Genomic DNA, 748 nt, shown 5'->3' on the forward strand with positions numbered 1-748 from the left:
TGCCGGGATTGAGCCGTTCAAGCAGTTGCTCGCTGATGTGGAAGCGCTCCGCCATCTTTTCCAAGGCATTGTGGTAAGCCAGCCTGGGCAGGCGGGCCATCCTCTCCATGCGTGCCGGAATTCGCCTGGTGAACGGCCCATGCACATCCTTGCGTGTCAAATCGTAGGTCTCAATCGCGGGGCGCGAGGAGGTCGCGACCAGCTTGTCCCATGTCTCGCGGGTGAGCTTGCCGTCGGCAGGCAATCCGTTGGCCGCTTGGAACGCACTGACTGCCCGGGTGAAGTTCTCTGCTTGGCGGCCATCGATCAGGCCTGGCGAGAAGCGTGCACGATCCAAGAGGATTTGCGCCTTCAGCACGGTCGCACTGACGCCTTTCGCTTCGCTGCCGTCAAATTGGGCGTTGTTGACGGCGGCCGCGTCCAGTTTTGCCGCCGCCGTTGCATCGCATGCCATGACGAGCATGGCGACCGCGACAAGAACGAGCCTGATCATGGAGGTCACACTCCCGTATGGGCACCTGCTTCTATGACGTCGCACGGCCGATCTGGTTCCATTTCCTGCAGTTGCGTCCGACTGCCGAGTGCCGTGCGCGCAGTGAACCCGGACCAGGAGCACCCGGCGGTGGCGCGGGTGCATTGTTGATAAGGGTCCGCCATCATCAAGATGAATGGCGACTCCCGTCAGCGCATGTGTTGGCTTCAGAACCGCAGAGACCGGAGCGACAACGGGCCAACGCCCGATTGAGTC

General features: G+C 62.0%; 1 protein-coding gene. It reads right to left on the reverse strand.

Going from position 1 to position 748, the window contains the following annotated elements:
- The coding region (locus EN925_RS38225; protein WP_164894791.1) for a peptidoglycan-binding domain-containing protein at positions 1 to 493 on the reverse strand (493 nt) is incomplete at its 3' end.
- Positions 494 to 748: the final 255 nt, after the last annotated feature.

The organism is Mesorhizobium sp. M7A.F.Ca.US.006.04.2.1 (assembly GCF_004022915.1).
Lineage (GTDB): Bacteria > Pseudomonadota > Alphaproteobacteria > Rhizobiales > Rhizobiaceae > Mesorhizobium > Mesorhizobium ciceri.